Source organism: Flammeovirga sp. OC4 (assembly GCF_000812565.1).
Taxonomy (GTDB): Bacteria; Bacteroidota; Bacteroidia; order Cytophagales; family Flammeovirgaceae; genus Flammeovirga.
The window spans coordinates 1-26,850 of record NZ_JTAM01000092.1; the positions used below are offsets into that span (position 1 = coordinate 1).

Consider the following 26,850-nt stretch of genomic DNA (forward strand, 5'->3'; position numbering starts at 1 on the left):
CTTTAGCTAGCGGAGCTTTTGTTCAACACTGTATATAGCAAATAGGGCAATTTGTGCTAAATTAAAATTTTATACCTTTAACAAAAGTAAGTGCCAGCCTAAAAGTTTAGTGCTTCCTACTGCCTACTTGCCATATACAAGACCGTTAGCTTTAATCCCTCATAGCTCTCAAACCTTATAGTACTATGCTAACGTCAAAAGGTAAGAAAAGCTGGATTTTTGATAAATTTAAAAGAACTGAATATCAATAAAATAAATTGACGTTAGTCAGAATTTAAAAACAAATCTGAATGAAATATAAATTACCTCATTTTGAAGAAATAGACTTAATTCAATTAGACGAATATTATAATGTCGAGATTGAACACAAAGGTCATAAAATTGGGATAGACTTAAACTTCGAAGGAAAAGAAATAGAAACTCAGTTATTTGACGAAATCAAGAAAATTATTGAAAATATAGAATCGGAAGATTCAAAAAACAGGACTTATATCACTTCTGATTTCAAAGACGAAAATGGAGATACTGTAAAAGAATATTTAGAATTCCATATAGAAGAATTAGCAGAAGAACTTTCAGGAATTGTGAATTTTCAAGACAAATCAAATAGTCCTGAAAAACAATTATTAGAAAAACTAAAACTCGGGAGAATTGGATTTTATCCTGACGGAAAATACGGAAGTGAGTCATTTGTTGTTTTCGACTATATAGTGGACAGAGAATTGAGCGACCAAATAGTTGTTGTGAATATTGACAAAGAAGGAAAACTCATAAATTTAGCTTGGGAAAGTTAGAAGAAACACAAGCTAATAATTAGGGCTTAGTTTGGTCTTCAGCCCCAAAAATTAAGCCCTAGTTGAACAAAGGCGGTGGAATTTTATGCACTCAGCTGTATGGAAATTAGGAAGAGCTTTTCGATTACTCGGGAAGTCTTTTTTTGTGCCCCTTTGTGAAGGGAACCGTGGCATAATAATCATTGACGTTTGTCCACTGCAGGGGTAAATCAATGAAAACTATACTTGTGATTGATAGAAATTGGTTCTGATAGGTTACTGAAATTGATTACTTTTATAATTATTAATTGGAGTGAGTTATCAGGCTCTACTCTGCAGCAATATATATTCTACCTTAATGAACAACAAACGATTAACAGACTCATTATATTACTCTTCTGTATGTTAACTCAATCAGTAGATGCTCAGACAAAGAACAATTATATTTATACTAGCTTATTTAAAAATGATAGTTTAATCTACAATAGATATATTTCAGACCACAGCTTTGAAATAGATAACGTTGCTTATTTCTATAGCTTTAATTTTCTTGGTGATACTCTGGATACATTAATTACATATGAAGACGAAAATGGAAAAGCTTCATTAGAAATCGAGATTTATGATGAATATACAGATACAACTAAATACTTTTATAACGAGAAAAATAAAATTATAAAAGAAATCAACTACAATGGTGAAGAAAAAGAGTACGAAACTATAAGTTACTCATACGATCAAAATGATAGGTTGATTAAGAAACTGCACACATATGAATTTGGAAGAACTAAAGATTCTTTGATTTATGATGACAGTTTGTTGATTCAGAAACTTGAGTATTCTGCTACCCAATTTACATTATCAGAACGGACAGATTATTTTTATAATAAAAAAGGATTATTAGTTAAGTCAGAGAGTTGGGATAATAAAAATAGAAGAGTAGGATTGAGAATAAACACTTATAATCGAAAAGGGTTGTTAAAGAAAAGCCTATATAAAAATTGGTATTATTCAAATATTGTAGATGATACTAGAGGCACGCTTAGATTAAAATATAACAAAGCAAATAAAGTATCTAAATCAATTAGCAAGAGTGAAGGTTCAAATGTGCTAACGTATGTATTTTATGGTAAAACCAATAATGTTAGTAAACGGATAATTATTGACAAGAATTCTGGCTTCAAGACTATTAAAGAATATGAAGGGTCTATTTGGCGATGATAATAGATCTTGTTATTTACTAATTTGTCTTATATAATGCTGCTTTTAACTATTGAATTTGCAATAAAAAACGTTAGCAGCTTTCAGTTTTGAAAAGTATACACGCTTGCAAAAGCTCGTTGAAGAATTCTATCGGTAAGCCGTATGAGGGAAAACTTCACGTAAGGTTTGATGAAGGGGGGGACTGATAGTTTACTGAAATTGATTACTTTTATAATTATTAATTGGAGTGAGCTATCAGGCTCTACTCTACTGGGGAATAGATTAAATGAAAATACAGGTAATAAGTGATTTACATCAAGAATTCGGGTTTAATGAATTTAACTATGACGACGCAGATGTTTTAGTACTTGCAGGTGATATTCATCTAGGAACTAAAGGCATTGAATGGATCCTAGAAGAAATTAAAAATATCCCTGTCGTCTATATATTAGGAAATCATGAATACTATAAAGGAAGCTACCCAAAGACGCTAAACAAGATTAAAAACATAGGAGAAAAGTCAGAAGATGTCTTTGTGTTAGAAAACGAAACTTGTCAGCTTAAGAATGTTACTTTTCATGGAGCAACCCTTTGGACAGATTTTCAGCTTTTTGGCAACCCGAGAAAATATGGAATCATCTGTCAAGGTAAGATGAATGATTACAGAAAAATTAGAAGAGATCCATCTTATTCAAAGCTTAGGACTATTGACACATTTAATATTCATATGAATTCTATAAGGTGGTTAGAAGACAGTCTGAAAAATACTAAAACAGACAAAAATGTAGTTGTAACTCACCATGCCCCAAGTATTCAGTCTATACCTGATCAATACAGACAAGATCCTGTTACTTCAGCTTATGCATCAAACTTGGAAGCTTTAATTGAGAAATATCAGCCAGAATATTGGATACATGGACATATACATACACCTGTCAAATATGAAATAGGTAATACGAAAGTTGTATGTAATCCTCATGGATACATAGATGAAAAATATAATGGTTATGATCCAGAGCTAATTATTGAATTATAAAATCCCCATAATAATTAGGGCTTAGTTTGGTCTTCAAACCAAAAATTAAACCCTAGTTGAACAAAGATGGTGGGATTTTTCGATTACTCGGGAAGTCTTTTCTTGTTCAGAACTTTTTTATAGATCGTTTTTCCTCTCATTTTTTCACTTTAAAAGCCCTAAATAAAGTATTCATTAGGACTGAATCTCCTGCTTTTGGAAAGTGTAGGGTGTAGCCTATTAAGCTAATTTTATAAGCAAAAAAAATGTTAAGGTCAGTTTCTAATTAAGGTTGCGTTCTACTTCTGTTTCCTTATTTGGTAGAGCCTTTTGTGAAGGGAACCGTGGCATATTGATCATTGAAGTTTCTTCACAGTAGGTGCAAATCAATGGATTATAAATCAATGAAAACTGTACTTGTGATTGATAGAAATGGGTACTGATAGTTTACTGAAATTGATTACTTTTATAATTATTAATTGGAGTGAGTTATCAGGCTCTACTCTGCAGAAATATATATTCTACCTTAATGAACAACAAATGATTAACAGAGTCATTATATTAATCTTCTGTATGTTAACTCAATCAGTAGATGCTCAGACAAAGAACAATTATATTTATACTGGCTTAATTAAAAATGATAGTTTAATCTACAATAGATCTATTTCAGATCACAGCTTTGAAATAGATCCTACTGGAATTGCAATTCAATTTATTAATGATTATGTGGAAAACTGTAATAGCAAAGAAAAGGTTGAAATCACGAATTGGGTAAATAACTATCCCGAAGTAAGTCTTAGATTTAAGGAAGAACTTAAACAGCTCATTTTAGAAGCCGAACAAAATGAGCCTGAAATAGGACTTGGTTTTGACCCGATATTTGATGCCCAAGATTACCCAGAAGAGGGTTTTAAGCTCTTTAGTTTTGACTCAACAACAAATTACTTAACAGTGGAAGGTATTCATTGGGAAGGATTTTACGTTACCATGAAAATCAAGAAGTATAATGATAATTGGAGAGTTGAAGGTTGTGGAATTATAAACATTCCAAAATCAAAACAAGCAAAACGCTAAAAACACTTCAAGCATAGCTAAAACCCTAAAAATCATCCATAAATACACTCTTTCATACTTCCTTCATACCTTTTTCCTACCCTAATAATACCCTAATTTTTGAATACTCAAGTTAATTTTACGCTCAAATCAATTATTAAACATTAAATTTATCGATATGGGAAAAACCATAATTTTTTTATTTGTATTACTCGTAAGCAATACGGCAGTATTTTGTCAAGTTGAAAAGGATTCGTTGCCAGAGAATTATATCTATCCTCCTAATTCTTATAATAATTATGATGGTCTCACACCCAAAGAAAGTTGGGATATTCATAAAGCAGCCTATATCAAGCAATTGAAAGCAAAAGGGGGCACAAGTGAAGAATACGATAAAAGTCTTCTTGATTATGAAAAACAGAAAAAGGAATTTTTAACCTTAGTTGAGGAACGGAATAGAATTGCAGAAGTTCAGAGAGAGAAAGATGCTGAACTTAGAAAGAAACATGCTATTCAAAGAGAGAAAGATGCTGAACTTAGAAAGAAATATGAAATTCAAAGACGCTTAGCCGAAGAACAAAGAAAAAAATCACAAGCATGGAGAGAAAACGCGAAAGAAATTTTAATTAAAAATATTACACTCACTGATCAAACAAATAATAGTGAATCAATAGTTTTTAAAGTTACTTCTAAAATGACTTTGTACATAGGCATCAGAGCACATATCAAATCGGGATCTGCTCAAATCGAAATTTACAATCCTAAAGGAGTTAAAGAGGGAGAATTATCCCTAAAATATCAATCCGATGCCAATCAAAAAGTAAAGGAATATACTTCAGGAGCTCTTGATAAGACCATTTCAAATACAGAAGTTGGGGAGTGGCAAATAAAAATTTCATCCCAAAAATCGAATGGCAATATTGCTATGTCTGTTGCTCAATCTATAAAACCTACGGTGGATGAATAAAATTATAAAAAATACAATAGCTATTCTCTTCATCTTGTGTTGTCAAGTCAATGTGTTTTCTAATAATGTAGGTTACATATCTGGCAAATTGATATTAGATGATACGTGGGACAAAAAAATATATGTGTCTTACCTCAAAACATTTGAGAAAGAATATGCTGTTTCGAATGATATCATCATTGCAAGTGCTACTATTGATAGTCTAGGTAATTTCAAAATTGATTTGGACAACATACCTTCTCAATGGTCCTTTTTCCGTTTACATATCGTCAAAAAAGGGGTTTCGCCAAATTCACTCGTCATTGGTAGTTTAGATGAAAATTTTATACTCTTCGTAGGCAAAAGAGATTCTGAAATAAAATTATTCAATACCGGTGAAAGACCAGTTTTCTCGGGTACAAGAATTGAAGGAGCTGACTATATGAAGACATTTAACTATATCAAGAAATTAGCGAATTACCCCAATTCAATTGATTATGAAAATTCAATAATTGAAAAGGAATTTATAAAAGAGGTAGTGTCAGAAAAGTTGAAAGCAGTTGCAGATACTTGTAGTAATCCTTTGGTATCTCTTTATGCCATTTATCAGACCGATTTTCAAGCAGATTATTTAATTCACCCTAAATTTTATGATGATTATTTGTCAAAATGGAAAAACGAAAACAGCTCTTATTTTATTTCTTTCCGGCAAAAATTCCCAATTAAAGAGTATGTTCTCATAGATAAAATAAGTGAGAAATACCTCATTTTTTTTGTGAGTGTTATTTGCTTCCTTTCTGTTGGAATTTTTATTTACGTTAAACGTAAGCATCAAAATATCAAACAGCTAAGTGTTCAAGAGCGAAAAATTTTTGACTTATTAAGAAATGGCTTAAGTAATAAAGAAATATCAGCTGAATGTAATATTGAGCTAACTACCGTAAAATCGCATGTCGGTAGTATTTACTCCAAACTAAAAATTAAATCCAGAAAAGAAGCGATGGATATTAAATTCTAAATGAATAGAATTGAAAATATAAAATGGACTCCAGTTATTTGTAACAATGAAAATGTTATAACTTCGAATCGTTTTGTACTATTAGTATATAATAGATAAACTTGAAAATCGGAACTTATAAGATGTAGGTAATAGGGTGGGTAGATGATAGTTGTCTTGTAACATAATCCATAGGCGACATCATGCTAACTTAATACGGTGTAAACTAAATTATCGTTAATTATAGTATTCAGAAATCAGGAGATTTCTGATGATCTAAAGGACACGAATGACGCTTATGCTTAACATTCGCGCCAGTGAGCTTTCTACCATTTTAGTTTGGTAGTACTTCCCCTGGCATTGAAGGGAAAAGCGTTAAGAATTTCATGAATTGAGCCGTTAAAAATGATTTTGTTGTTTGAGCAAAGCGAGTTTAAAATCATTGAGGCGAAAGGAATGAAATTTAGCTTTTGACTTCTAAGCCTAGATTTTTTGCTTCGTTTTTCATCAATGGAAAAATGAAGAAGAAGGTAGCTTGTAAGTAGAGCCTATAAATGTTTGTAGTAAGGTTAATTAAAAGTTAACGAAAATTTAGTTTACAATGTACTTAATAATATGGAATTAATAATTTTTACTGGAATACAGGGTTCAGGAAAATCAACACTTTACAAACAAGAATTTTTCAACTCTCACATTAGAGTTAGTATTGATTTATTGAATACCAGAAATAAAGAAAATAAACTTCTTGATTTCTGTTTTCAAACTCAATCCAAGATTGTTATTGATAATACTAACCCCAGTCAAGAGGAGCGAGCCAAATACATTGAACTAGGAAAGCAATTTAAGTATAAAATTGTAAGCTACTTTTTTGAAAGTAATTATGAAGAATGTCTCGAACGAAATAATCTTAGATCTGGTAAAGAACGAATTCCTGAAGTTGGGCTTAAATCATTCTTGAAGAAACTGTCAGAACCAACATTCGCAGAAGGGTTTGATGAACTGTATTACATTACGCAAGAACAAACAAAATTTGTAAAAAAACTTTTAAATGAAATTTGACAACTTAGATAAAAAACTACGTGTTTTTGAAACTGCATATGATTTTTCAGTTCCTCCTAACAATTACATGGTTGCAAGAATTGATGGGCGGGGTTTTACTAGATTGACCAAAGAAGTACATAGTTTTGAACGACCTTTTGATGTAAAGTTTCGAGACTTAATGGTTGAAACGGTGAAGCATTTAATGACTTGTGGTTTTCATGTAATTTATGCATACACAGAGAGTGATGAGATTTCTCTTCTTTTTGATATTAATGAAAATGCTTTTTCAAGAAAGAGCCGTAAATACACCTCTATTCTTGCAGGGGAAGCAAGTGCAAAGTTCTCATTACTATTAGGTGCACTAGGGACATTTGACTGTAGATTGTCAATTCTTCCTAGAGTACAAGATGTTGTTGATTACTTCAGATGGAGACACGAAGATGCCCATAGAAATGCTTTAAATGCCCATTGTTATTGGATGCTTAGGAATCAGGGACAAACTCCGACTCTTGCATCAAAGGCTATTGAAAAGAAGTCTACCAAATTCAAAAATGAACTCTTGTTCCAGAACGGTATCAACTTTAATGATCTACCTAGTTGGCAAAAACGAGGCATAGGTTTTTACTGGACTACTGAAGAAAAAACGGGTTGGAATCCAAAGTTGAATAGGGAAGAAGTGACAAAAAGAAAGGTGATTAAGACAGAATTTGAACTTGAATTAGGGCAAGCTTATTCTAACTTTGTTGCAGATAAAATAAAAAGAGATGAATAGTCTCTGATACGCTGAGTAATTAAATGAATTTTACATCTAACTTATAATTGTTTTATTTGTAATAGCATCAAAACCTGCTTTTTTCATCATTAGTCCATGACTTAAGTAGTGGGCTAATGATGAAGTGATAAACAGTGAGAACATCTATTGAAAATCAACAGAAAAAATGCTTCAATTTGAATATACCTTACTTTTTATAACCTACACTGCATTGACAATTTCTTTGTTTCTACAAGTATTGTGTTACAATAAGAAAATGGAGAATCGAGAGACAATTGGTTTTACAGTTTCGTTAATATTATTGTTGATTTCAATAAGTGTTTCACCGTTATTTTCAGAGAAGGAAACGACTACACTGTCTACCTTATTGTGTATGATTTTGGTAGCTTGTACCACATTTTTGGACACATTGAGTCTGCAAAAACATTCAATTCCAATCCTATTCAAAAAAATACAGATTGGAATTTCAATCCTTTTGTCTGTTGTTGTGATAGTCTCAAAGCTATTGGGTACCATGATGTTTGCTCAATGGGCAGTTGTAGTGTTTTTAATTATATCAGTAGTCATATCGATGTGGCTTCAAAGACAAACAAAACCCATTCAACAGTTTCAGCATTTGGAGAAATCAAACAGGATTTTTGCTTTAACTTTTTTAATTCTGATACCTATTTATCTGATTTTCCATTACGCTTTTGAAAAGGAGTATCAGCAGTTCCAAATAGGTTTTCTAATGTACATTGCTTTTTCGGCATTGGCTGTCCGTAAAATTTATGACGATTTGCAAAGGTTGTCTCTAATCCAAAAAGATAGCTCACCCAACGAACAGCAGTTTAAGAACTATTCACTTACAAAACGGGAACAAGAAATTGCTTCTTTACTTCACAAGGGTGTGACTTATCAGAAAATCGCTGATCAGCTTTTTATTTCTCTGCCTACAGTAAAAACTCATACAAGTAATATTTATAAAAAATGCGGAGTGAAAACCCGTAATGAACTTTCAAACTTGCTCAGGTAGTGGATTATAGGTGTTTGTCAGTAATAAATCATGTTAATTCCATTAATAGTTGCAACTAGCTGAATATCAATACTCATACTTTTGTATGATATGCCTTTGTTTGGCGTAAATCATACTTTTACCCGATTGTGCCTCTCTTGCATCACCAGTAATTTTGCTTCAAAAATTTACATTATGAAGTACAAATTATTACTCATCACATTTATTGGAATTTTTTCCATCTCGTTAAATGCTCAAGATGCCGCATTGCAATCTACTCTCTCTGAAAGATCACTTTTGATCAACAACGACTCCTCAGTTTTTGATCACACTCAGAAGGATTCCGCTCAAAGTAGAACCACTCAATTCTTTATTGCCTATGATCTTGGGGAGGCGGCTTTTAACCAATTCAAATCACTGGGAGGTGAAATAGGTGTAAGGTTTAAAAATGATCACCTATTAAGACTGGCTTACACTCATCTGTATTTATCAGAAGTCCATCTATCCTCTGATTTTGCAAAAGCCGTGGACGGCGAAAATGTAAAAGGAAAGCAATTGGGTTTTGAGTTGTTCTATGACTTTCCTGTTTTCTTCAAAGGTCTTTCTCTGGCACCTTCATTGGGATACTATGATAATGAATACACGCACACCGTTTCCAATGAAAAGCTTAGGAAATCCTCTTTTACTATCGGAGGAGCTATCAGTTTTACAGAAACAGACCTATTCAAGGTGAAAGGCTTTTATTATAGAGTCTCTGTTCCAATCAGGCTCAACCTTGATCCTATTATAGAAACTAAGCTGGAAGACACCACCATCAAGAGTAATCAAATCGACAATAATATTTGGTTTTTCGTAGGCTTTCAATTTTAATAAAATGTATAAGATAGTAATCATCGTTATCGTTTTTTTGTGGGCCTTCAATGTACAAGCTCAACAAGCTAATAAGCAAAGGTTGGATTTTGCACGAATGTATCTAGAATCAGGAGGGAACTTTTTCCCATCTTTTACCGGAAAACAATTGGTAAATGGGGAGGCAACACCAATTGATTATGCTGCTACGTTTAACCCTTACATTACTTGGGGAGGATTCCATTTTTGGGACCACGCCGAATTCTATGTGACCTTTCCTTTGGGGCAGATCAATCTGGACGGAAATGAAGTTCAACATAAAATGCAAAACTATGTAGCAACAGGAGCAAGAATATACCCTTGGCGTATGAAGAAAGGGAAATTACGACCTTATATTGGGTTGAATTGGGGAGCTTTAGCACTTGAACAGATTCCGCAAACGGAGGAAAATCACACTTTGATCGCGAAAGACTTTATGCTGAATTTTGATGCAGGTATGATGTACAGTTATAAAAAAATTGCATTCAGGTTGGCCGTCAATTATTTCCCAGATAATAAATGGCAATATCCACTTAGTAAAACTGAAATGACAGAAATTAAAACGCCGTCCTATTCCGTTCAGTTTGGCCTTCTTTATGCCTTTGATGCCACAAAAAACACGACTCAGGAAAATGTTGATAAATGGAATAGTTACCCGAGTGTTTCAAAGCTTTCATATGAGGATACATCATTTGGGAACTTCTTTATTGGAGCAGGTCTTTCTCAATCATTTTCACTCTCTAATTCAGAATACAATGCTAATGAATTCCCTTATTTGCAGCAAAAGTTGGCTTCATCAGCCTATTTAGATTTTGCCTTAGGGTATCATTTTAATAGAATAGACTTTTTTACGGCTTTATCGTATAGAAATCCAACTTTTACAACTGAAGGATTTGGTACAAAACAAAGCATTAACAAGAATTCATTAGCAATTGAGTTGAATAAGTTTTTGATCGATTTCTCTGGCTTTGCACCTTATATAGGTCTTAATCTTGCGTATGATAATATTCAATATCAAGAAGAGATAGATGGGGTGAAACGTACATTAAGTTTCTCATCCTTTGAACCCGGTTTAACTTTTGGTTGGGACATTGTACCTGGAAAAACAAATGAAGCTTTTATTCTCAGAACAAATTTAAGATGGTATCCCTATTCCAATTTTAAAGTAGATGGACTAGCATTTGACTTTAGTCAGCTAGAATATAATTTAATCCAATTGGTATTTTACCCTGAAAGACTTAAGATGATGAAGTTGTAATACACAAAAGTCAGTCTTCACAATGCTATTCATAAAACACTCTCGAAAGCTGAACAAAGGATTTATTACATGGAGATGAAGAAGGATGATAGTTTACTGAAATTGATTACATTTATAGTTGTTAATTTTAGTGGGCTATCATGCTCTTCATAACAGGGAATTTTAATAAGATTGTTGTGTATATTTAAACTGAACTAAGTTACTCAAATTATTAAAATGGAAATCACTGATGTAATTGATTTTTGGAAAAAAACTAATGTGAAATTAAACCAGGGTGTTTATCTTTCAGAGATAACCAAATTGGAAAAACACCTTAACTTTAAATTCCCTGATACAATTCTTCTTAGAAATCAATAAGTTTGAAGATTTTGATTGGAATGAGCATATGTTTTCAATTTATCCATTAGAGCGAATCAAGAAAGAATATGACGAACATACAGATAAAGACTTCATACCTTTTTGTGATTACCTCGTGAACAGCCATCAAATTGGATTGTATAAGAAAAATAAAAGGGTTTTTAAAAAATATGAAAATTCATATGAATACTTAAATGACAAAGTAGCAGACGATTTTAAAGCATCTATGATTGAAATTCTGCTTAATTCTGAAAATATCTACTAACAAGAACTTTTTATGAAATATAATTTATTCCTCATATTCATTTTTTTGTTCTTTTCATGTAAGAATAATGAAGTTGTTGAATTTGGGAAGAAGTATAGCGAAAATGTATTGCTAATTAATATTGACACATTGGACAATTATAAAAAAATGTTCAATGCAATTGATAGCACATTATGTAATAATGATGATAGTCAAGTTCAATTAATTATTCATGACAATGAGGTTAATTATAAAATTTATTTAGTCAATTATTGTTCTGATGATATAGTATGTTTCAGCTCTAGAAATTTCTTGTATGTTGACAATGATTCTGTTTTCAAATTTTACTTAGGTACATATTCATTTGATAGTTTAAGCAGTTTGATTAAAAGAGACTACTCCAATAATGGAGTACATCGAAGGTTAAGTGAAGTTCCTAACAAATTTATTCTTTCATTTACTCAACCTAATTCACTTAAAAATGTGATAGTAAAAGAAAAATTAATACGAACGCTTAATGCTTTTAAAAGTACCAATTTGAAGAATGATAATTTAAAATTAAATCTTAGATTAAATTGGGCTGAAAACGTTAAATATGATACAACTCACTATGATTCTATAGATATAGAAATTGAACATTTCTTGAAATTCGAAGAGCAATAGAATTATTTTAATGAATATTAGTTTCATTTCATCTAATCAGTAAACCGATCCGCTTTCCTTAACTTTTCTATTTTTTACATAAAAGACTACGCAATAGCCTTTATAATGGAGGGAAAGCACGTAATCTTTGAAATTTATACTTCTTGCTTTGATTCTGTAAGTCCACTCGTTTTAAAAGTTCTGAGATTTGTATTGTAATAATTAAATATGCAAAATGAAGAAAATTACAGTACTACTACTCATCAGTATTCTATCAATAACAGCAAATGCTCAACGTATTGAAACCATAAACGAAACAGTTTCGAAATTCTTTATTGCAACAGACAATAAAGAATGGGGTAAGGTAGAAAATATTTTCGCTCTTAAAGTTGAACTTGACTATTCGAGTATGAATGGTAATCCTGCAGTAGAATTAAGTCCAAAACAAATAACTAATAGTTGGAAAACCATTTTACCAGGTTTTACACACACGCATCATCAAATAGGAAATCTTATCACCTCAGTAAATGGGAAAACAGCCCAAGTTTTCTGTTATGGTACAGCAACTCATTACCTCGAAGATGATGCTGGTAATATCTGGACAGTGGTTGGTTCGTACAATTTTGAATTAAAACATTTGGACAATCAGTGGAGGATCTCCAAGATGAAATTCAACTATAAATACCAGGATGGAAATACCAATCTTCCTGCAAAAGCAATTGAGAACGTAAAGCAATAACAATATGAAATATTTAATGATTCGATTAATAATTGTGTTTTTATTCTTCTCATGCCAATATGAAAATAGAGAAAATAGCTTGCCTGAAACATTTACAGCTAAGAAAAATAAGGCAAATACCCTCGCTTTTTTTAGAGCTTTAGAAGCGGAAAATGCAGAACAAGTAGCAGAATTATTCAGTAACGATGCCAAACACATCAACCCATATCACTCAGGAATTTTTCCAAAGGGAGCCAACAGTAAAGAAGGAATAAAATCATACTGGGAGCCTGTTTTTCCAAACTTCGATGGAATGACTTTCCACATTAAGGAAATCTATTCGATGGATGATGGAAATAGGGTATTTGTGAAATATAGGGGCTATATAAATTTAAAGAATAATGCTGGAGTGTACAGTAACGATTATTATTCAACCTTTAAGTTTAATGATGAAGGTAAAATAACGGAATATGTCGAAATTTTTAACCCGATTGTAGCAGCCAAAGGTTTTGGCTTACTTGATAAAGTAAAGTAAAAGTGAAAGTATCAATTTTAATAAATAGTGAAGGGTACTTATATATTGATTAAAGAACTATCTATTTAGAATTTACGAAGTAATTAATCCCGAAGAATAATATTCTTTGGGATTTTATTTTTATTTTGGGGTTTATCACGGCTTGAAAGGGTAGTGTTTTTCAAAAAATGCTCTGCTTATATACTCAGCCGTTGAGAACTGTAAGCAAACTTTGTCAAATAAAGCAGAACTTCAAAATGAAATATTTAGTTGTTTTTTATCTTTTCATTCTTTTTACTTCATGTGATAATAAACAAAAACAAACCAAGCACTATGAAGAACAAAAGGAGGTAATCATTAAAAAAACGGAAGAGAAAAAGAGAAGTAAAACACTGGTTGAAGTATCAGAAAGAGCACCGAAAGACAACACCTCCAAAGAATCGAATCAACCTCTAAAAACTGAAGAAACGGAGCATAGTAATATCAAGCAATTATCCTATGCAGAAATTTCACTTTCAGATTCGGTGATAGTTTCCAATTCTATTATAATTAATGAAAAATGTGCTCTTGATATATTCCCTTCTACCAAGTGGATCAAAGCAGAGCAAGAAAGAATGGGGGAAGATGGCTGGATGACAGTTGTTGATGATAATATTTATTACATAGATTTAGCGAGACAAGCACTATTGAAAAATAAAATTTCATATGAAAATCTATCAAGAAAAAAACGGTATTTGAAGTTTATGAAAGAGGATAAAGTTGTCTCCATTATTGATCTTGAGAAAATGGATGATGCTTGGGGAATAATCCTCTATAATGGGCATGATACTCCTTTTTTATGGAGTGGAACAGAAATAGAAAAGGATATAAAAGTAGTGTATAATCATTAGAGATTGTTGAATTTAGTTAAACTAAATGGGGCATTCTATATAAGGCATTGAAGCGATTTTAATTTCAAAGAATATGAGAATAACTAAACTAATACTTTTACTACTTACGATATACAATTTATCTCAAGCACAAATTATTAATCCACCTGAAAAAAAACTAACACAAGCAGAGATAGAAAACAAGTCTGTAAGTGAATTATGGTTGCTGAGAAATTCAATCTTTGCAAAGCATGGTAGAACTTTCAAAACCTATGAGCTACATGCTTTGCTTATGAAACAATCTTGGTATAAGCCCAATGAGAATTTTAAGCAGTCAGATTTATCGGAGGATGATTTATATAATATTGAATTGCTTGTGAACCAAGAAAACAAGCTTCGTGAACATGATTATAAAACCACCGGGCAAACAAAAAAAGTTAAGTTTGAGAATGTATACAATACTTTTCAATACCCTGAATTGAATAGTTTTGAAATTGATAAATTAAGTAAAAATGGATTTGTTGTTTTCCCGACAAGTCAAGACCAACTTTTCCATATTTACGAAAATAACGATTACCTAGGTATACCTAGTTTTATTTCAGTTGATGCCGTTTTACAGTTATATCATTTGTATTTTGATATGACCCTTCGAAGTATTGAAACAAAATATTTGTCGAAGAAAATAGAAATATTATTGGATCGACTTATCAATGAATTGGAGGTATTGAGAGAAGAAACGTCAAACCAAAATATTAAAGAATCAATTGATTTAAATCTTGCATTTTTAGGCATAAGCCAATATTTCATGAAAGATGGAAAAGTAGAGATGAAAGGTAATTTGAAGGATCTTGCGGCTCAAGAAATAGAGAAATGTAATAATCATGAAGGTTATCAGTTTTCAAACCTACTTGGAAGAAAGTTTGATTATAGTCAATTTATCCCAAGAGGTCATTATACTAGAAGTGAAGAGTTAAAAAGATATTTTCTTGCAATGATGTGGCTTGGGAATGCAGGGCTAGAAGTATCAAATGAGAAAAATATTTTAAGTAGTGTTTTAATCACAAATTTACTTTATACCAAAACTTATCAAGGAGAACCGCTGATTAAACTTTGGAAAGATGTATATGAGCCAACTGTATTCTATGTTGGATTGTCAGATGATACAGGACCTGTAGAAATCAAGGGTGCTATCGATAAGGTTTTCCCTAGCGTTAGTTCGATTGAAGATTTCGATGACACGTACAATCTCTTGAATTTAGCTGAAAGACTACCTTCTGAAAAAATACCAGGTCATGGGAGCTTTGGAAAGCAAAACAAGCAATTTCGATTAATGGGACAACGTTTTATTCCTGACTCAGAGATTTTTGACCGATTGACGAGTCCAGAAAGAATGATGCCCAATAGTTTAGATATTATGGCAGGGTTTGGAAATGAGAAAGCCATCAACTTGATGATGAATGATTATAAATCATCTTGGGATAAGTACCCAAAATATAAACAGAAACTAGATCAAATTATAGAAGAAACGAATGTGAGGACAAAAGAAGATTGGACACAAAATCTCTATTATTATTGGCTTTACAATCTTATGGCACTTCATGATATAAAAAATCAGACCGATTTGCCTTTCTTTATGACCACTGACGGATGGGATGTAAAAACCTTAAATACTTCTTTGGCGAGTTGGGCAGAGTTAAGGCATAATACAATTTTATATGCAAAGCAAAGTAATGCCGCAGAATGTGGTGGCGAAGGAGATGAGGTCAAAGTTTGGGTACCAGAACCTCCTAAAGGTTATGTTGAACCCAATATTGAATTTTATAACCGTATGTTATCTTTAATGAATTTTACAAAGGAAGAATTATTAAAGAGAGGTATGTTAGAGGGTAGGCTTAGTTATATTGGGAGTGAATTTATAGATCTACTCACATTTTTGAAATCGGTATCAGAGAAAGAAATAAAAAAGGAAAAATTAAGCTTAGAAGAATATGATCAAATTCAGAAATTAGGATCTTTACTCGACAATTTAACTTTAAGAGTATTATCGGAAGACGCTTATGAATGGTGGCAAGTAGAAGGTCCGGATAAAAACATGCCCGTCATTGCAGATGTTCATACGTTCAATGATACTTGCTTAGAAGTGGGAGTTGGCAAAGCACATGCGATGTACGTAATTGTTGAGATAGAAGGGAAGTTAAAGTTAACAAGAGGAGCCATCTTCTCTTTTTATGAATTTCCATGGCCAAGTTCAGATAGGTTAACGGACGAGAAATGGCAGCAAATGTTGGAAAATGACAATGCTCCTGAACAACCCGAGTGGATAAATTATAAATCAAATCATGAGAAGCGTTTATCTCCTTTGTATAAACCCAATATTGAAGAGGTCCCAGACTCATCAACAGATCCGGGGTGGAAAATAATTTATTATGATACAGGCTGTTAAGACATATCTTTTGATTGCTTTTTTGGGGATCAGTAGTACGAATGTATATGCACAGGTAAGTTTTTGTGCTGTTGGAGATGTACTATTGGATCGAGACGTCAAAAAGGTGATAGAATCCAACGGAATACAATTTCCGTTTAAAAATGTAGAGACATTAATAACTGGAAAAGATTTAGCTTTTTTCAATATGGAATGTCCATTGGCTAATGCTATAGATGGCTATCCAATAAATAAAAGGTATTCATTTCGTGCAGAACCAGAATATATACAAGGATTAAAATATGCTGGTTTTAATATAGCTTCAGTGGCAAACAACCATACCATTGATTTAGGGAAAGAAGGTTTTTTAAAAACAATTGAGAACTTAAACGCTGGTTCAATCTATACTATTGGTGGCGGTAAAAATCAAGAAGAAGCTTTTCGACCTTTACTCCTTGAGAAGAATGGAGAAACATTCGCATTTTTCGGAATACTCGAATTTTTATTAGAGGGGACGATTTATAACGAGAATAAACCATATCCTGCCTACGGTCAGATCGATAGGTTATGTAATGAAATAAAAAAGATAAATTCAGATATTGATCACATTATTATTTCATTTCACTGGGGTCAAGAAAGTGCAGTAATTCCAACTTCTAAACAACTAGAATACGCACACAAAGTCATTGATGCTGGAGCGGATTTAGTATTAGGGCATCATCCACACGTTTTACAAAGTATTGAAACTTATAAAGGAAAGTTGATACTTTATAGTTTAGGTAATTTTGTATTTGATAACACTGAAAAGCTCCAAAAGGAGAGCGTTATTTTTAATTGTCAATTTCAAAATGGACAATTATTAAACCCTGAACTTATACCAATTTATATCGATAATTGTCAACCAAAAATTGCTTCAAAAGGGATTAAAAAGGATATTTTAAACCATTTAAATAAAGTTTCTAATCAGTTTCACACTACTTTTTCCTTAAAAGGAAATGCTATAAAAATTGATTATCAATTCGAAAAACCCATAAAGGAGTTGATTACTTCAAGTCACCGTTTTTCTATATTTAAAGATAAGATTGTGACTTACAATTCATTTAATGAAGCAATTCACTATTCCTTGCCAGATTCCAGTTTCATATTAGTTGATGCAGATGTGTTTACCACCGAAAAGAGAGCATATATTTATTCCATCGTTCAAAATACGATCAATCATAAATCAAGAATTGCCGTATTTCCTTTTTCGTTTGAAAAAAATGAATTTTTAAAACCATCGTTGGATAGTCATGAGAGTTTTAATCCATGGAAAATTAAGGTTTTCGATGTTGATAAGGATGGTAATCCAGAACTTATTGTTGGTGTAAATAAATCAACTAGATATTATTCAGAGAAAGAAAATAGGGTCTTTGTATTCAATACTGATAATGACTATTTCTATCCAAAATGGCTAGGTTCAAAAATTGGAAACCCAATAGTAGACTTTAAGGTCTGTAGTAAGACCAACAGATTAATAGTATTGGAAAGATCGAAAGTGAAGAATACAAATATGGTTGTAAGTTATAAATGGAACGGATTTGGTTTTGACAATGACAAAATAATAAAAGAGATTGGAAGTGATACTGATTTGAATATCAATTTTAAATTATCAGATTATGACTTTAAAATTGTTTTATAAAAGCGAAAGATTTAAATTAAGAAATACGGAAAACAATGAGAGAACTTCTAATACTATTTATATCACTGATTTTATATACCAATAATGTAATTGGACAAATAGCCATGATCCAAGATAAAGATGGTTATACAAATGTTAGAAGTAAACCACAATCGGACTCTGACGTCATATATAAATTGTATGAGGATGAAATATTTTGGTTTGGAGAAGAATACTATGATGAATCGAAAACCTGGGTTCCTGTATATATCACCTTTAATAAGTTTTCTATTGGTTCAATGATGCATAATTACTTCAAAGGATACATTCATAAGTCAAGATTAAACCCATTAGAAGAAAAACTTATCAAGGACTCAAATGTTAATTTAGAGTATGAAATTGTTCCATTTAATCCCGAAAAAAGATTCATAAGAATCAATGAGAATGAAGTAATTTATCAAATAGATGGCTTAAATTTCTTTGGCACAGACGGAGAGTTACCTAAAACTGAGGTCAAGAGTGTGAAGGTAGAAATTGACGGGGAAAGAATCATTATACCTGAAATACTACATCAAGATTTGTTCAATTGTAATAACAGAGTCAATATTTACAAAAAAGAAGATCTTTATTTTTTTGAAAATACAAATAGTGATGGAGCAGGTGGGTATCAAATTATATGGGTATTTAAATCGGGAAAGTTAATTCAGCGTCTTGTTGGATCTATTTATTAGGTAAAATATAAATTAATTTAAAATAAAGTCTCCCATTTTTGAAGCTCTAAATATTGATTTGGACATCATATAATATTAGGTAAGTTTTAAATTATGGACTTCGATTTATAATTTAGAGTATTGTTTATCATAACAACCACTTCAAAACTAAATCGAATAATGAAAATAGCTTCCGCCCAAATCAATTCAACTGTAGGAGAGATAAGTCGAAATTTAGAAGAGCATTATCAAATGATTGATTTAGCATCCCAACATGATGTTGATCTCATTATTTTTCCAGAAATGTCGCTGACGGGTTATTGTAGAGAAGAGGCCGCGGATTTGATAATGACAGAGCACTCAAAAGAACTTGACTTATTAAAACAGAAATCAATTCAAGAAAATATAATCATCGTTGTTGGGGCTCCAGTGAGTCTAGAAAATAAAATCTATATCGGATCTTTTATTTTGCAACCAAACGGACAAGTTAAAATTTATACAAAACAATTTCTTCATGAGGGTGAGGATCTATTCTATCAATCTTCCTTTGAACATAATCCTCAACTAGTAGTACAAAATGAGAAACTATCATTTGCAATTTGTGCGGATATTGAAAATGAATTACATCCTCAAAATGCATTCGAATTGAAGAGTTCATTGTATTTACCAAGTATTTTTTATTCAAAAAATGGTATAAAGGGAGGCTTGGAAAAACTAGTAAACTATGCTGAGACCTATTCATTGACTATTTTAATGTCCAACTTCAGTGGAGAACTTTGGAATGTAGAAGCAGGAGGGCAAAGTTGTTTTATAAACAATAAAGGAGAATTAAAGGATAAGTTGCCTACTGATGGACGGGGTCTAATAGTTATCGAAAAAAATGGAGATGAATGGAGGAGTGAACCCTTATTAGTTCAATAACTTTCAGTCAAACCATCAATTGTATCTTTGGTTTGAAAACATCTTCAAAAGAAAACTAACCGAACAGTTCAAGCTGCAATTTACTATTTAAACTTCAATCAAATTAAAATGAAAAAGAACGAAATACTAATATTACTCGGATTCATTCTACTGAAATTCTTTTTTCAATCTTTCTTAATTGACTCAATTTATGATTTACAGCGGGACGAATTCCTGCATCTAGATCAAGCAAATCATTTAGCATTGGGATTTACATCAGTTCCACCTGTTACATCGTGGATTTCCTCTATTATTCAGATTTTTGGAAATGGAGAGTTTTGGGTGAAGTTTTTCCCAACTTTGTTTGGGGCTTCAACAATGGTTGTGGTTTGGCTGGCTATAGATGAGCTAAAAGGGAGTTTATATGCTAAAGTTTTAGGAGCAACTTGTATACTTTTTTCTTGCTTACTAAGGCTAAACACTTTGTATCAACCCAACTCTTTTGATGTGCTCAGTTGGACGGTCGTGTTTTTCTTATTCATTAAATACATCAATACTGATCAAAGGAAATGGATCTATTGGATGGCTGTTGCTTTCGCATTTGGATTCTTAAATAAATACAATATTCTCTTTTTGGTGCTTGGATTAATTCCAGCTGTATTGATTACAAAAAGTAGAGATATACTTCTTCGTAAGGAAGTTTATATTGCTATGGGAATTACCCTTCTTATCATTTCACCAAATATTTATTGGCAGTTTACAAATGGCTTTCCTGTATTTCATCATATGCAGGAATTAGCGAGCTCACAATTAGTAAATGTCGAGAGAATCTCATTCCTCAAAAGTCAATTATTTTTCTTTACAGGTTCATTTTTTGTCATTTTGGCGGCTTTGATCGGATTATTATTTTCAAAGCGTTTGAGTAAGTTCAAATTCTTTTTCTGGTCATTAATTTTTACATTAACCCTCTACACCTACCTAAGAGCAAAAGACTATTAGCCATTGGTTTATATCCAATCTATATTGCAATTGGAGCTGTTTATCTTTCGCATTTATTGGAGAATAAACTTGGCAAAATTATAAAACCGATACTTGTTGCTTTACCAATCCTCGTTATTATTTTAAGCTTTGATTTCGCATTTCCAAATCAAAAACCTGAATACATCATTGAACATAAAGAGGAATACGAATCGCTGGGTTTATTACGTTGGGAAGACGGTAAAAACCATCATATTCCTCAAGATTATGCAGATATGTTAGGATGGAGCGAATTAGCCTCTAAGGTAGATAAGGCCTACAATAGGATCAATAGTCCTGATCAAGTTTTGGTGTTATGTGACAATTATGGTCAAGCAGGAGCCATTAACTATTACACTCAAAATGCTATAAAAGCGGTTTCTTTCGATGCTGATTATGTAAACTGGTTTGATTTGGAAAAGGAGTATTCCCATTTGATTCGTGTGAAAAATAGGCGAGAAAAACAAAACGAATTAAAAGAGACCAGTCCCTACTTTGAGACTTCCATAGAATATGATTCTATCACTAACCCTTATGCAAGAGAATTTGGTACCACCATATTTATTTTTGAGGGCTCGAAAATAGATATCAATTCAAGGATAGAGGAAGAGTTGAGTAAAATAAAAAACGACCAAAAAGATTAGGTTTTATTTTCAATAATCAGCACTTGGAAATAAACAATTTATTTTCTTTTACGATTAAGGATGTAGATAAACACCTTACTCAATAAAATGTTATGATTATTCCTGTTTTTCTAGTGTTTGCTGGGTTTGTAGCCTTGATTTTTGGTGCAAACTGGCTTGTAGATGGAGCTTCGGCTTTAGCTAAAAAATACAATGTTTCTGATTTAGTGATAGGTCTCACTATAGTGGCATTTGGTACATCGGCACCAGAATTAGTGGTCAATAGTATCGCTTCTATTCAGGGGCATTCTGATATTGTATTGGGGAATATAATTGGGAGTAATAATTTTAACCTATTTATCATTCTTGGTATTTCTGGGTTAATATTTCCCATCAAAGTTCAAACTTCTACTGCTTGGAAAGAGATACCAATTTCATTATTAATTTCCATCTTATTATTACTGCTATTGAATGATTTTGTATTTGAAGGAATGACTTCTTCAAGCAGAATGGATGGAATGATCATGTTGGTTTTGTTTTTCTTATTTCTTTATTATGTTTTCAATCAAATAAAACAAGAACCACAAGAAATTGAGCACACGGAACAAAAGTCGGCTTTTAAAATTTGGACGCTAATCATTGTAGGAATTGGTGGTTTAGTTTTAGGAGGACAGCTAGTGGTGCTCAACAGTATAAAGATCGCGAATATTTTAGGGGTGAGTGAAAAAATAATCGGTTTGACCATTGTTGCAGCTGGTACCTCGCTTCCTGAATTGGTAACTTCTGTTGTAGCGGCGACGAAGAAGAACAGTGATATTGCTATCGGTAACGTAATTGGCTCTAATATTTTCAACATTCTTCTGATATTATCCATAAGTAGTATTTTACATCCTATCAACTACAACCCTAAATTCAATCTGGATCTTTTTATTTTAATTGGAGGAACAATCTTTTTATTGACTTCAATGTGGACTGGGGAAAGAAAGAAATTAGATCGATGGGAGGCGGCTGTTTTATTAGGATTTTATTTGTGTTATACCATTTACCTTGTCTTACGAGAAGTATAATGCAAGCGATAAACCTGAGGAAAAAGAGTGGGAATTTGAATTATTGGCATCAGTAAATCTAAATAATGTGCACTTTACTTTGAGGGATACAGCAAATGTTTCAAACTTTTTGACTACCTTAAATAACGCTGCAAGAGTATTTATGACACCGACAGTATTTAAAGGAAAACAGACCATAAGAGCTTCTTTTATGAATTGGCGTACCAATGAGTTTGATCTTAAGATTGTAATGGAGGAAATGAGGAAAGTAGTGATAAATATAGACACATAAAATATCGACCCTTAACGTAACTTTTTAAATGAAGAAAAATATAATCTTAAAATTAGGCCTGCTCATAATGGTTGTCGTACAATTATTAATGATCTACTTAGTCTATTTAGAATTAGGCTCTGAAAGAATTGTGAAACAATCCGTTCGACTTTTTATTCATATTGCCATCTTTGTTTTATTGATTGACAAAGAGAGGAAAGCCTCAATATTTCCAAGAATTATATTATCAATATATTACCTATTTATGTTAGGCTCAGTAATTTCTTCTCTTGAAGTGGGTTGGAGTCAATCTCTGCTTATAGCCTATTATTGTATTTTGATTACAATTATCAATTTTGATGAATGGATAGAACGTAAACTACATTTACTTGTAATGAGAGTAAGTAATAATAAATCTTTCCAAAATCAACCTGTTGATACCGATTAAACTATATTTAATTTTGAACAGCTACTTCGTACAAACTATTCATGCTTAATACAGATACTAAAATAAAGAAGGAATATAAAAACCGTATTGATCGTGTTTTTGAATTTATAAGTGAAAATATTGATGCTGATTTATCTCTGAATAAAGTGGCAGAAGTTGCTTGTTTTTCTCCTTTTCATTTTCATCGGATCTTTAAATTTATCACTGGAGAGACTTTGAATGAATACGTAACCAGACAAAGGATTGAAAAGTCAGCCCTGGATTTATTGCATCAAGATGAAGCCATTACAACGATTGCTTACAAGTATGGTTTCAGTGATAACTCCTCTTATTCCAGGAGCTTTAAGAAGTATTTTGGTGTTAGTCCGGCAGGGTTTAAGAAAGAGAACCCTTATCGACATAGCAAGATTCGTCAACTGAAAAGCAAGATTGGACAAGAGTATCCAGATTACTCCAAATACATTTGCATCATTGATCATTTAAAAAAATGGATATTTATGAATGCAAAAATCGAAATTAAAGAAACGCAACCATTTAATGCGGCAGGTGTCACGCATATAGGTGTGGAAGGAATTGAAAATGCCTTTGAAAAATTGGTAAAGTGGGCCATTCCAAAAGGGATATTCAATAATCCTAAAGCAAAAATGGGTAGAATGTTCTTTGATAGTTTCAAAGTAACTGCTCCCGATAAGGTACGTATGAGTGCTTTCCTAATTACAGAGAAACCGTTTGAAAAAGAAGGAGAGGTTAGCCTTTTGCAGGTGAACAAAACGAAATGTATTGTGGCTCGTTTTGAAATTACTCAAGATGAGTTTGAGAAATCTTGGACGAGCCTCTTTTTATGGATGAATGAGAATGGTTATAAAAAGAGTACCGAAAACCCTTTTGAAATATATCAAAATGACTTTAGGGAACATCCAGCACAAAAGTTCATTGTGGATTTTCATATTCCTATTCAATAAAATAGGCGATAAAGAGTATTGACGAAAGAAAACTACTATGTTTCAAGTGTTAAGCGCTAGCGTCACTTGGAATTGATTATTGCCGAAGTCTCCTGACTTCGAATATAAATACTTTATTTTCATTCATTTCGAAGTCAGGAGACTTCGTCAATATGTCATCACAAGTGGCGCCTATCGGCTTAACACTTGCGATATAAAAAAAGGACAATAGGTTTTGCGACTGGCCCTTGCGAGTACCTTAAAAAATCTCATCTATTTTATTTTTAAAAGCAATTCACTAGGTTCGTATTTTAACATCGAAATAACACCTATTCAACAACAAACTTACACTAATGATAAAGCGTCTTTCAATTCTATTATTCACCATTGTTCTCTTAGGAAAATCTAATGCACAAGAAGTCGATAAAAGTATATTCATAAAAACAGATCAATACCTTGAAGAAACCATAGATCGTTTAAAAATTGTCGGTTTGAATTATTTGGTTCTTATAGATAATGAAGTGGTGTATAAAAGGGCATTCGGTGCTGCTCACGCTCAGCTAAATGTGCCTATGACAATAGATAAATCCTTTCCAGTGGCATCTATTTCTAAACTATTTAGTTCAGTAGCATTACATCAATTATTGGATATTCATCATAGAGATGTCAATGAAACAGTAGAGGCTTTTCTTCCTAATAGGGACGACCTTCCCGAATCTTGGAAACAATTGACACTTGCCCAATTACTCTCACATACTTCTGGTATTCCTGATCAAATTGATTACCAAATTTACTTAGCACCAGAAAGTGAGCAATCAGTGATTGAGGCTTTAAAAGATAAACCTTTCAGTGCGCAGCCAGGTGAGGAGTCAAAATATAATGCAACAGGTTATTTGCTGATTCGAGCAATTATTGAAAAATTAGCAGGTCAAGACTTTGAGTCTTATATGAAAGAAGCGTTTTTTGTGAAATATAACCTTACATCGGCACAATATGGTGGGTTTAAAAAAGTGATTTCAAATAGAGTAACTTGTTATCAAAATAGAGGTGGAAAACTAGAAATGTTTCCATTGAATTATTCTTCGCCAATGTATGCAGGTGCAGGCTTGAATATTACGATTGATGATTTGTCAAAATGGTTTCAATTTCTTCAAAATGGATCTATTCTGAGTCAGAAGAAACTACAAGAAATTTGGACACCAGTACAATTAAACAATGGTGAAGAAAGCGGTTTTGGACTTGGGTGGGAATCTTATAGGTTACAAGAAGGCTATAGGATGGTCGGACATGGAGGAGCTGGAATATCATCTTTTCGTCATTATTGGAATGAAAAAAAGAATCAAAATATAACAGTTATTGTATTGACAAACGGAGCCTATGATTGGAAAATCAGACCGAATCAAATTAATTCTGAAATAGCTAGCATAATTCTTGAAAATGTAAAGAGTAAATAATTTTCAACTTAGAGCACTGAAATACAATGAATATTTATACTATTTAGAAATCGGGAGATTTCTGATGATCTGAAGGACACGAATGACACTAAAGCTTAACATTCGCGCCAGTGAGTTTAAAATCATTTAGGCGAGTGAAATGGAATTTAGCTTTTGACTTCAAAGCCTAGATTTTTTGCTTCGTTTTTCATCAATGGAAAAATGAAGAAGAAGGAAGCTTGAAAGTCAGCCCTATAAAATCTAGTTGAAATACGGATTGAAAGGTAACGTTAATTTAGTTTACAGTGTGCTGAGGTTACTAACGTACAAGTGTTAAATAAAAAGCAAATTTAAAAATTACAATAATGACAAGAATAAAAAACGCTATCATATCAGGACTCGCTTTCACAATACTTTACGGAGGCTTTGTGTCTTACCAATATGGAATCCAACACGCCATGATAACAGGGCCAATTGCAGGTGCCATATTTGGGTTATTAATGTATTTTTTCGTGAAGTCAAAAACGGTTAATAAGCAAACTCAACTTGAAGGTATTGATGAGAAAGCCATTATTTATGCAGGAGATGCAAATCATTTCAAAGGTGTTGAGGCTGTAGGTGGTCGACTTTACCTTTTAAAAGAAAAGCTCCTGTTCAAGTCACATCATTTTAATGTCCAAAACCATCAGACAACAGTAGGTTTTAATCAAATTCAAGAAGTAAATTATTTTAATACATTGGGGTTTATTCCTAATGGTTTGTCTATTAAACTACATACTGGGCATATTGAAAAGTTTGTAGTGAATAACAGAAAGACATGGAAAAAGGAACTAGATAATTTATTGGTTGTTGAGTAAAGAGATTGTAAACTAAGTTTTCAACCATTTTTAGTTTTTAGAAATCAGAAGATTTTTTATGATCTTATTGGACACGAGTGCCGCTATCACTTAACATTCGTGTCAGTGGAATGACTATACTCTTAGAATACCATTTCCAACAATTGATCCTTTCCATTTTGGAATTAAATAGAAAATGTATTTAACATTTATAAGCAAACAACAATGATTAGTAATATAGTTACCCCACTAGTTCGGACTG

29 protein-coding genes are annotated in these 26,850 nt (G+C 32.3%); 28 read left to right on the forward strand and 1 reads right to left on the reverse strand.

All coding sequences use genetic code 11. The features are described 5' to 3' along the window. Positions 1-290: 290 nt before the first annotated feature. The 8 genes from PL77_RS27190 (at position 291) to PL77_RS27225 (ending at position 7,800) form a co-directional block, all read left to right on the forward strand. The gene (locus PL77_RS27190) at positions 291-794 is read left to right on the forward strand and encodes a DUF2004 domain-containing protein (protein ID WP_044212469.1); all 504 of its coding nucleotides are present in this window, start codon (positions 291-293) and stop codon (positions 792-794) included. A 381-nt stretch (positions 795-1,175) separates the two neighbouring features. Further along, entirely contained in the window at positions 1,176-1,994 is an 819-nt protein-coding gene (locus PL77_RS27195; protein WP_044212470.1) for a hypothetical protein, read from the forward strand. A gap of 268 nt (positions 1,995-2,262) precedes the next feature. Beyond that, entirely contained in the window at positions 2,263-3,012 is a 750-nt protein-coding gene (locus PL77_RS27200; protein ID WP_044212472.1) for a metallophosphoesterase, read from the forward strand. A 411-nt stretch (positions 3,013-3,423) separates the two neighbouring features. After that, positions 3,424-4,065 carry a hypothetical protein gene (locus PL77_RS27205; RefSeq protein ID WP_052444777.1) on the forward strand — a complete coding sequence of 214 codons (642 nt, stop codon included), beginning with the start codon at positions 3,424-3,426 and terminating at the stop codon, positions 4,063-4,065. A 157-nt stretch (positions 4,066-4,222) separates the two neighbouring features. Further along, positions 4,223-5,011, forward strand: a complete 789-nt coding sequence (locus PL77_RS27210) for a hypothetical protein (protein ID WP_044212475.1) — start codon at positions 4,223-4,225, stop codon at positions 5,009-5,011. Continuing rightward, a complete protein-coding gene (locus tag PL77_RS27215) occupies positions 5,004-6,008 on the forward strand; it encodes a helix-turn-helix transcriptional regulator (protein ID WP_044212478.1) in 1,005 nt (334 codons plus the stop codon). The genes PL77_RS27210 and PL77_RS27215 overlap by 8 nt, the downstream gene beginning before the upstream one ends. A gap of 594 nt (positions 6,009-6,602) precedes the next feature. Beyond that, the gene (locus PL77_RS27220; RefSeq protein WP_044212481.1) at positions 6,603-7,046 is read left to right on the forward strand and encodes an AAA family ATPase; all 444 of its coding nucleotides are present in this window, start codon (positions 6,603-6,605) and stop codon (positions 7,044-7,046) included. Further along, positions 7,036-7,800, forward strand: a complete 765-nt coding sequence (locus PL77_RS27225; protein WP_044212483.1) for a tRNA(His) guanylyltransferase Thg1 family protein — start codon at positions 7,036-7,038, stop codon at positions 7,798-7,800. The genes PL77_RS27220 and PL77_RS27225 overlap by 11 nt, the downstream gene beginning before the upstream one ends. Before the next feature lie 243 nt (positions 7,801-8,043). On the opposite strand, the gene PL77_RS31930 is transcribed toward PL77_RS27225, so the two are convergent. Next, positions 8,044-8,316 carry a hypothetical protein gene (locus PL77_RS31930; RefSeq protein ID WP_044212485.1) on the reverse strand — a complete coding sequence of 91 codons (273 nt, stop codon included), beginning with the start codon at positions 8,314-8,316 and terminating at the stop codon, positions 8,044-8,046. Here PL77_RS31930 and PL77_RS31935 point away from each other — a divergent pair. The 20 genes from PL77_RS31935 to PL77_RS27325 all read left to right on the forward strand — a co-directional run bounded on the left by PL77_RS31935 (position 8,315) and on the right by PL77_RS27325 (position 26,609). After that, positions 8,315-8,815 carry a helix-turn-helix transcriptional regulator gene (locus PL77_RS31935; protein WP_052444778.1) on the forward strand — a complete coding sequence of 167 codons (501 nt, stop codon included), beginning with the start codon at positions 8,315-8,317 and terminating at the stop codon, positions 8,813-8,815. The genes PL77_RS31930 and PL77_RS31935 overlap by 2 nt on opposite strands. Positions 8,816-8,989: 174 nt before the next feature. After that, positions 8,990-9,664 (forward strand): hypothetical protein, encoded by a 675-nt coding sequence (locus tag PL77_RS27240; RefSeq protein WP_044212487.1) that lies wholly within the window; start codon positions 8,990-8,992, stop codon positions 9,662-9,664. 4 nt (positions 9,665-9,668) lie between these two features. After that, complete coding sequence (locus PL77_RS27245) at positions 9,669-10,940, forward strand: hypothetical protein (protein WP_044212489.1); 1,272 nt, start codon at positions 9,669-9,671, stop codon at positions 10,938-10,940. 385 nt (positions 10,941-11,325) lie between these two features. Next, the gene (locus PL77_RS27250; protein WP_044212491.1) at positions 11,326-11,562 is read left to right on the forward strand and encodes a hypothetical protein; all 237 of its coding nucleotides are present in this window, start codon (positions 11,326-11,328) and stop codon (positions 11,560-11,562) included. A gap of 12 nt (positions 11,563-11,574) precedes the next feature. Further along, positions 11,575-12,204 (forward strand): hypothetical protein, encoded by a 630-nt coding sequence (locus PL77_RS27255; protein WP_044212495.1) that lies wholly within the window; start codon positions 11,575-11,577, stop codon positions 12,202-12,204. Positions 12,205-12,418: 214 nt separating this feature from the next. Then, positions 12,419-12,922, forward strand: coding sequence for a nuclear transport factor 2 family protein (locus PL77_RS27260; RefSeq protein ID WP_052444779.1), 504 nt, complete (start codon positions 12,419-12,421; stop codon positions 12,920-12,922). A 16-nt stretch (positions 12,923-12,938) separates the two neighbouring features. Then, a complete protein-coding gene (locus PL77_RS27265) occupies positions 12,939-13,436 on the forward strand; it encodes a nuclear transport factor 2 family protein (RefSeq protein WP_082026760.1) in 498 nt (165 codons plus the stop codon). Positions 13,437-13,672: 236 nt separating this feature from the next. After that, positions 13,673-14,305 carry a hypothetical protein gene (locus PL77_RS27270; RefSeq protein WP_044212498.1) on the forward strand — a complete coding sequence of 211 codons (633 nt, stop codon included), beginning with the start codon at positions 13,673-13,675 and terminating at the stop codon, positions 14,303-14,305. Positions 14,306-14,378: 73 nt separating this feature from the next. Further along, a complete protein-coding gene (locus PL77_RS27275) occupies positions 14,379-16,727 on the forward strand; it encodes a DUF3160 domain-containing protein (RefSeq protein WP_044212502.1) in 2,349 nt (782 codons plus the stop codon). Continuing rightward, entirely contained in the window at positions 16,711-18,384 is a 1,674-nt protein-coding gene (locus PL77_RS31130) for a CapA family protein (RefSeq protein ID WP_052444780.1), read from the forward strand. Before PL77_RS27275 ends, PL77_RS31130 begins: the two co-directional genes overlap by 17 nt. Before the next feature lie 35 nt (positions 18,385-18,419). After that, the gene (locus PL77_RS27285; RefSeq protein WP_156152571.1) at positions 18,420-19,094 is read left to right on the forward strand and encodes a hypothetical protein; all 675 of its coding nucleotides are present in this window, start codon (positions 18,420-18,422) and stop codon (positions 19,092-19,094) included. A gap of 159 nt (positions 19,095-19,253) precedes the next feature. Further along, positions 19,254-19,994 carry a carbon-nitrogen hydrolase family protein gene (locus PL77_RS27290; protein ID WP_044212507.1) on the forward strand — a complete coding sequence of 247 codons (741 nt, stop codon included), beginning with the start codon at positions 19,254-19,256 and terminating at the stop codon, positions 19,992-19,994. A 108-nt stretch (positions 19,995-20,102) separates the two neighbouring features. After that, the gene (locus PL77_RS32590; protein WP_371199290.1) at positions 20,103-20,972 is read left to right on the forward strand and encodes a glycosyltransferase family 39 protein; all 870 of its coding nucleotides are present in this window, start codon (positions 20,103-20,105) and stop codon (positions 20,970-20,972) included. 56 nt (positions 20,973-21,028) lie between these two features. After that, a complete protein-coding gene (locus PL77_RS32595; protein WP_371199291.1) occupies positions 21,029-21,634 on the forward strand; it encodes a hypothetical protein in 606 nt (201 codons plus the stop codon). A 92-nt stretch (positions 21,635-21,726) separates the two neighbouring features. Continuing rightward, positions 21,727-22,680: a calcium/sodium antiporter gene (locus tag PL77_RS27300; RefSeq protein ID WP_044212508.1), complete on the forward strand. Its 954-nt coding sequence runs from the start codon at positions 21,727-21,729 to the stop codon at positions 22,678-22,680. Further along, complete coding sequence (locus PL77_RS27305; protein WP_044212511.1) at positions 22,661-22,951, forward strand: hypothetical protein; 291 nt, start codon at positions 22,661-22,663, stop codon at positions 22,949-22,951. The genes PL77_RS27300 and PL77_RS27305 overlap by 20 nt, the downstream gene beginning before the upstream one ends. A gap of 28 nt (positions 22,952-22,979) precedes the next feature. Beyond that, positions 22,980-23,378, forward strand: coding sequence for a hypothetical protein (locus tag PL77_RS27310; RefSeq protein ID WP_044212514.1), 399 nt, complete (start codon positions 22,980-22,982; stop codon positions 23,376-23,378). A 41-nt stretch (positions 23,379-23,419) separates the two neighbouring features. Then, positions 23,420-24,340: a GyrI-like domain-containing protein gene (locus PL77_RS27315; protein WP_044212517.1), complete on the forward strand. Its 921-nt coding sequence runs from the start codon at positions 23,420-23,422 to the stop codon at positions 24,338-24,340. Between the two features lie 332 nt (positions 24,341-24,672). Then, positions 24,673-25,773, forward strand: a complete 1,101-nt coding sequence (locus PL77_RS27320; RefSeq protein WP_044212520.1) for a serine hydrolase — start codon at positions 24,673-24,675, stop codon at positions 25,771-25,773. Between the two features lie 344 nt (positions 25,774-26,117). Then, positions 26,118-26,609, forward strand: a complete 492-nt coding sequence (locus PL77_RS27325) for a hypothetical protein (RefSeq protein ID WP_044212524.1) — start codon at positions 26,118-26,120, stop codon at positions 26,607-26,609. Positions 26,610-26,850 lie beyond the last annotated feature (241 nt).

Coding starts and splice junctions, on each gene's coding strand:
- PL77_RS27265 (WP_082026760.1), top strand. CDS start 12,939: ATGATTCGATTAATAATTGTGTTTTTATTCTTCTCATGCCAATATGAA.
- PL77_RS31935 (WP_052444778.1), top strand. CDS start 8,315: ATGATGTTTGCTCAATGGGCAGTTGTAGTGTTTTTAATTATATCAGTA.
- PL77_RS27270 (WP_044212498.1), top strand. CDS start 13,673: ATGAAATATTTAGTTGTTTTTTATCTTTTCATTCTTTTTACTTCATGT.
- PL77_RS27240 (WP_044212487.1), top strand. CDS start 8,990: ATGAAGTACAAATTATTACTCATCACATTTATTGGAATTTTTTCCATC.
- PL77_RS27215 (WP_044212478.1), top strand. CDS start 5,004: ATGAATAAAATTATAAAAAATACAATAGCTATTCTCTTCATCTTGTGT.
- PL77_RS27250 (WP_044212491.1), top strand. CDS start 11,326: ATGTTTTCAATTTATCCATTAGAGCGAATCAAGAAAGAATATGACGAA.
- PL77_RS27310 (WP_044212514.1), top strand. CDS start 22,980: ATGAAGAAAAATATAATCTTAAAATTAGGCCTGCTCATAATGGTTGTC.
- PL77_RS31130 (WP_052444780.1), top strand. CDS start 16,711: ATGATACAGGCTGTTAAGACATATCTTTTGATTGCTTTTTTGGGGATC.
- PL77_RS27200 (WP_044212472.1), top strand. CDS start 2,263: ATGAAAATACAGGTAATAAGTGATTTACATCAAGAATTCGGGTTTAAT.
- PL77_RS27195 (WP_044212470.1), top strand. CDS start 1,176: ATGTTAACTCAATCAGTAGATGCTCAGACAAAGAACAATTATATTTAT.
- PL77_RS27205 (WP_052444777.1), top strand. CDS start 3,424: ATGGGTACTGATAGTTTACTGAAATTGATTACTTTTATAATTATTAAT.
- PL77_RS27300 (WP_044212508.1), top strand. CDS start 21,727: ATGATTATTCCTGTTTTTCTAGTGTTTGCTGGGTTTGTAGCCTTGATT.
- PL77_RS32590 (WP_371199290.1), top strand. CDS start 20,103: ATGAAAAAGAACGAAATACTAATATTACTCGGATTCATTCTACTGAAA.
- PL77_RS27285 (WP_156152571.1), top strand. CDS start 18,420: ATGAGAGAACTTCTAATACTATTTATATCACTGATTTTATATACCAAT.
- PL77_RS27245 (WP_044212489.1), top strand. CDS start 9,669: ATGTATAAGATAGTAATCATCGTTATCGTTTTTTTGTGGGCCTTCAAT.
- PL77_RS27210 (WP_044212475.1), top strand. CDS start 4,223: ATGGGAAAAACCATAATTTTTTTATTTGTATTACTCGTAAGCAATACG.
- PL77_RS27320 (WP_044212520.1), top strand. CDS start 24,673: ATGATAAAGCGTCTTTCAATTCTATTATTCACCATTGTTCTCTTAGGA.
- PL77_RS31930 (WP_044212485.1), bottom strand. CDS start 8,316: ATGGTACCCAATAGCTTTGAGACTATCACAACAACAGACAAAAGGATT.
- PL77_RS27190 (WP_044212469.1), top strand. CDS start 291: ATGAAATATAAATTACCTCATTTTGAAGAAATAGACTTAATTCAATTA.
- PL77_RS27290 (WP_044212507.1), top strand. CDS start 19,254: ATGAAAATAGCTTCCGCCCAAATCAATTCAACTGTAGGAGAGATAAGT.
- PL77_RS27220 (WP_044212481.1), top strand. CDS start 6,603: ATGGAATTAATAATTTTTACTGGAATACAGGGTTCAGGAAAATCAACA.
- PL77_RS27325 (WP_044212524.1), top strand. CDS start 26,118: ATGACAAGAATAAAAAACGCTATCATATCAGGACTCGCTTTCACAATA.
- PL77_RS27225 (WP_044212483.1), top strand. CDS start 7,036: ATGAAATTTGACAACTTAGATAAAAAACTACGTGTTTTTGAAACTGCA.
- PL77_RS27260 (WP_052444779.1), top strand. CDS start 12,419: ATGAAGAAAATTACAGTACTACTACTCATCAGTATTCTATCAATAACA.
- PL77_RS27315 (WP_044212517.1), top strand. CDS start 23,420: ATGCTTAATACAGATACTAAAATAAAGAAGGAATATAAAAACCGTATT.
- PL77_RS27255 (WP_044212495.1), top strand. CDS start 11,575: ATGAAATATAATTTATTCCTCATATTCATTTTTTTGTTCTTTTCATGT.
- PL77_RS27275 (WP_044212502.1), top strand. CDS start 14,379: ATGAGAATAACTAAACTAATACTTTTACTACTTACGATATACAATTTA.